Raw genomic sequence first — 4,835 nt, 5'->3', positions numbered from 1 at the left:
GCAATAACATAAATTCCTTCAAAATCACACTTCAGAATCACGTCCTAAACTTTCAATTTATTCCTTGACATCTTTATAGCTGGCTTTAAACCAAACCCTCACATACGAAAAGCGGCATCGACAAGTCATTACTCGCCGGTGCCGCTTTTTTGAATCATAAGTCTTAGCCTTTATACTTCAGTTTTTCAGGATAGAAATAGGTGATCTCCTGACTGCCTTCCGGACGGTCCAGAAAGGCTTTCTTACCGGAATCATCGTCTGAACGCAACTCGAGTTTTCCTTCGTCATATAGTTTTTCGACATCGTCGATGATCTCACCATCTGGAAATGCAGGTTTCAGTTCAGCAATTTTTTCGTTGATCCCGTCATCACTCTTATAGATTTCAAGTATGCGGTCTCTCAATACATTCTCTGCCACAACAATTCCTCCTCTCTTTATTTATCACTATATTAATTATAACAAGAGAGAATGCGCACATCAAAGCATATGATTGTAGCAATAGTCAGACTAGACTTCGCGAGGCAATGCTTGTTCGTAAGCATAAGCCCATTCAAGCAGCTGAAGATCCTGGCCGCTTTTTCCAATAAACGTGACACCCACCGGTTCGCCCGTTGACCTTTTGTGGCCGGGTAAAGTCACTGCCGGATTACCGGCGGCTGCATATAAGACGGTAGCATAGTTGCTCAGCGAAACTAATAAGTCGACAGATGCAAAAGCTTCCGTTAAGGCTTTTCTAGCCGTCTGCTGGTTCAGTCTGATCATCTCATCGATCTCTTCATCTGAATACGTCTCTTCGATCGACTGGCGGATCAGCTCCTGGTTGTAGGGTGCAAAGTCTTCCTCCTGCTGCTCGTTGAAAGCCAGGACCTTGTCCAGCGTCAAGGCACTGGACGCAAAATAAGCCTGCACACCTGTGTTGAATTCATGCTTCAAGATATTCAGGTAATCAATGTTCAAGCCTTCTTCTCTAACGGTAAATGAAGAAACCTCTGCCCCCGCGCCGCGGAGTTCATCTGCTGCTTTGGATAAAATCTCTTCATCTTCTGACCGGTACACAGCCTTTAGCGACTCATTCGCTATGATCCCCACTCGGACGCCTTTCAGAGCATCTTTATACCATTGAACCGTTTCTTCCGTATCCGCCAGCGCTTGAAACATTATCGCTGCGTCTTTAACAGTTTTCGTGATAGGTCCGGCTGTATCATGAGTATGTGAAATCGGGATGATGCCGTCTTGAGAAACCAGCCCAAGTGTCGGCTTATGCCCCACCACACCGTTCTGACTGGCCGGATAGATGATGGAGCCCGACGTTTCCGAGCCGATCGTGACGGGCGCCAATCCAAGAGCCGCCGCAACGGCACTGCCGGAACTGGATCCCCCGACATCAAACTCACCAAATGCATTCTTCGTCTGACCGCCGATCGCAGAATAGCCATTCGAACTGTCTGTCGACATAAAGTTAGCCCATTCAGATAAATTGGTCTTGCCTAAAATCAACGTGCCCTTGTCCTTCAAAAGCTTTATGATCTCGGCATCCTCTTCCGGCTTGAAGTCTTTTAGGACTGCAGCGCCGGCTGTCGTCGGCATGTCTTGCGTGGCGATGTTGTCCTTGACTAAGACTGGTATGCCGTACATGAGGCTGTGAGAACGGTCGTAGCTCAGCTTCTCAGCCTCCTTTACCACATCCGGATTCAAAGCAATCACAGCATTGTGGTCCTTATGTTTTAGAACCTGATTCCAGAAGCACTTAGCGATTTCGGCATAAGTCGCTTCCCCCTCGCGAACCAGCCCCTGCAGCGTTTCGATATCCCTACCAATGACTTTTTTCATCAGCCTTTCATCCACGTCATAAAGCTCTTCATCCAGTGTCTGCTTCACCGACGATATTTTCGGCTTTCGGTACTGCTTTTCGATTTGCCCCTTTAAATAATCATCATTATTGAATCCCATCGTTTTCTCCCCTTTGTTATTATAAAATTCATCAACACTAAATACGCCTACGATTAAGCGTACTTTGGCATTTTTCCTCAAATGAGTTCAGTCTTTAAATATTGACTGCGCTTAACTTATGTATCCTGGAAATCTCCATCTAAGTCACAAAGATATCTTCTTCAGTATACGATTATTTTGAACTCATTTCATCCTATTTAAGCCTTGCGGTGCAAGTACAGGATTTTTTTGCTAGTCACTTGTTCCGAATAAGATTTCTCGGTACAAGTGAGGCATTGTCCAGTCGGTAACTTGCTCCAAATAACACGTTGCGGTACAAGTGGCGTGCTGACTTCCGACTGACTTGTTCTAGAAAGTAAAAATAAGGCAATTTAAAGAAAATCAGTTGCTTTCATTTTCAGTTTCATTTAAAATGAATCAGTATTCATAATAAATTTAAATAATATTCAGGTGGTGTGTTTTTTATGCCGAAAATAATCAAAGATGTGGAACAATCAGTCTTCAAGGCGGTCATGGACGTTGTTACCAGCGAAGGGATCGATCAGCTGTGCATGAAGCGGATCGCAAAAAGCAGCGGGATCGCCGTCGGGACTCTTTACAATTACTTCCCTGACCGTGAAGAGCTGATTTCCAAAGCCATCCTTTATAGCTGGAATCAGTCTTTTCAAGCTCTGGACGCTATCCTCGACCAGGACAAAGATAGTATCTCCAAGTGGACGACATTCCACGAGACCCTTTACACTGAAATGATGAAACGAAAAGGCGTGGGTCACGAACTGATCCGCCAGCAAGTCATCAGCGATGATGTCAACCGGGAGATTCTAAAAGGACTGTCTTCGCGTTACTGCTTGCTTTTCGAAGAACTGGCTAGCGAAACTAACAGAACGTTCAGCGAACAGACACGGCGTCGCATCCAGGAAACCTTGGTCAGTACCGTCTTAAGGCTGACGATCACCTTCCCGGACGCTGACCAGGCAAATCGTGACTATCTAGAACAGTTCGTTCAAGTGATACTAACTATCGATAACAACTAAATACGAGATTTAAAGGAGAAAGATCAAATGAAGATTTCAAATACTGAAGAGCGTCTGCGCACAGAAAACGTCGGAAAACTGCTTTTAACTTTATCTATCCCGAACATCGTCGCTCAGCTCATCAACATGCTTTACAATGTGGTCGACCGCATGTTTATCGGCCATATCCCGGAAGTCGGCTCCCTGGCCCTGACCGGTGTCGGTGTCGCCTTCCCAGTTGTCATGCTCATCATGGCCTTCAGTTACTTTATAGGCATGGGCGGAGCTCCACTAGCGTCAATTAAAATGGGACAAGGTAACAAAAAAGACGGCGAACGTATCTTAGGAACCAGTGTCTTCATGCTGGTCATGATTTCAGTCACGTTGACTGTTCTGTTTCTCGTTTTCGGTGAACAGCTCCTCGTCCTCTTCGGCGCCAGTGCTGAGACACTGCCTTTTGCCTGGGACTACATGAAGCTTTATACACTCGGAACGATTTTTGTCCAGCTTGCTCTAGGCTTGACGCCTTTCATCTCGGCTCAAGGCTTTGCTAAAGAAAGCATGCTCGCTGTCTTGATTGGGGCGGTCTTCAACATCGTCCTCGACCCGATCCTGATTTATGGCTTCGATATGGGCGTACAAGGTGCAGCGATCGCTACGGTCATCTCGCAAATGATGTCGGCCATTTATGTCCTGTACTTCCTGTTAGGTAAAAAGACGACCTTGAAAATCAAAAAGGAACATTTGAAAGTCAACAAAGTCTTTGCGATCGGGATTTTGGGTCTTGGGATCTCACCGTTCATCATGCAGAGTACCGAAAGTTTACTCAACATTTCATTCAATACGGCCCTGTCAACATACGGCGGTGACATCAACGTCGGTGCCATGACGATCATCGCGAGCCTCATGCAGGCTTTGATGCTGCCGCTCATGGGACTGACGCAAGGTGCTCAGCCGATCATCAGCTACAACTATGGGGCTCAAAATAACGAGCGCGTCAAAAAAGCCTTCACCTGGCTGTTCGGACTGTCTATAGGCTACTCAACGCTTTTCTGGCTAGTCATGAAGCTGACTCCACGCTTCTTGATCCGTTTCTTCACGACTGACCCGGTCCTGATGGAAACGACGATTGCCTCCATCAATGTCTATATGGCCGTCGTCTTCGTCTTGGGGGCACAAATCGCCACCCAGCAGACTTTGATTGCATTAGGGCAATCACGCCAGTCACTGCTTTTGGCCCTGCTCAGAAAAATCATTTTACTGATCCCGCTGATTTATATTCTGCCGCAGTTTATGGAAAACAAAGTCTATGCGGTCCTCTTATCAGAACCGATCGCCGACTTCTTGTCCGTCACGATCACCGTCATCGTCTTCTTCATTACCTTCAAGAAGCTGCTGGCAAATAATCATGCGGAGATACCAGACCATCCGGAAGCTGCAGTGGAAAGTTCTGCTCAGGTATCAAGTGGAGCAGATGCTATAACTGAAAATAGATAATAGTCAATGCACAGAGCCATCCTCTTCATAAGATGGTTCTGTGCTTTTTTTAAGCATATATTACTTGCCTTAGACAGACGATTTTGTCAGGCATCTGACAAAATCAACCTTCTTAAGGGCTTTTGTTTATAAATTTAAGCAGTTTCAGTACCAAAGGTCTAAACTCCTGTCGTTTCAGGAGTATCTTAAGAAGTCACGACTCTTTTCGCATGTATTTCTTTAATTAACTCGGTAACTTAAGAAGTTGTTCAAGATATTGATCCCACTTCTTAAGTTAATCATAAATTCCTCGTATAATAAGATTAGTCTTAAATGGCTAATCTTTTTTTACTATATTTGTCATTTAAGGCTGACTTAAACCTGTGACTCTTATG

General features: G+C 45.3%; 4 protein-coding genes. 2 read left to right on the top strand and 2 right to left on the bottom strand.

Annotation, left to right across the window (positions count from 1 at the left end; translation table 11 throughout):
* Nucleotides 1-163 precede the first annotated feature (163 nt).
* A complete protein-coding gene (locus CJ191_RS08980; RefSeq protein ID WP_083068412.1) occupies nt 164-418 on the bottom strand; it encodes a hypothetical protein in 255 nt (84 codons plus the stop codon).
* A gap of 90 nt (nt 419-508) precedes the next feature.
* The gene (locus CJ191_RS08975) at nt 509-1,951 is read right to left on the bottom strand and encodes an amidase family protein (RefSeq protein ID WP_083068410.1); all 1,443 of its coding nucleotides are present in this window, start codon (nt 1,949-1,951) and stop codon (nt 509-511) included.
* Between the two features lie 464 nt (nt 1,952-2,415).
* Here CJ191_RS08975 and CJ191_RS08970 point away from each other — a divergent pair, with 464 nt between their 5' ends.
* Nucleotides 2,416-2,985 carry a TetR/AcrR family transcriptional regulator gene (locus CJ191_RS08970; RefSeq protein ID WP_102199564.1) on the top strand — a complete coding sequence of 190 codons (570 nt, stop codon included), beginning with the start codon at nt 2,416-2,418 and terminating at the stop codon, nt 2,983-2,985.
* 27 nt (nt 2,986-3,012) lie between these two features.
* Nucleotides 3,013-4,461, top strand: a complete 1,449-nt coding sequence (locus CJ191_RS08965) for an MATE family efflux transporter (protein WP_083068407.1) — start codon at nt 3,013-3,015, stop codon at nt 4,459-4,461.
* The last annotated feature ends 374 nt before the right edge of the window (nt 4,462-4,835 follow it).

It is taken from the genome of Aerococcus viridans (genome assembly GCF_002871935.1).
GTDB lineage: Bacteria > Bacillota > Bacilli > Lactobacillales > Aerococcaceae > Aerococcus > Aerococcus viridans_B.
This window is presented reverse-complemented; position numbering and strand designations above follow the sequence as displayed.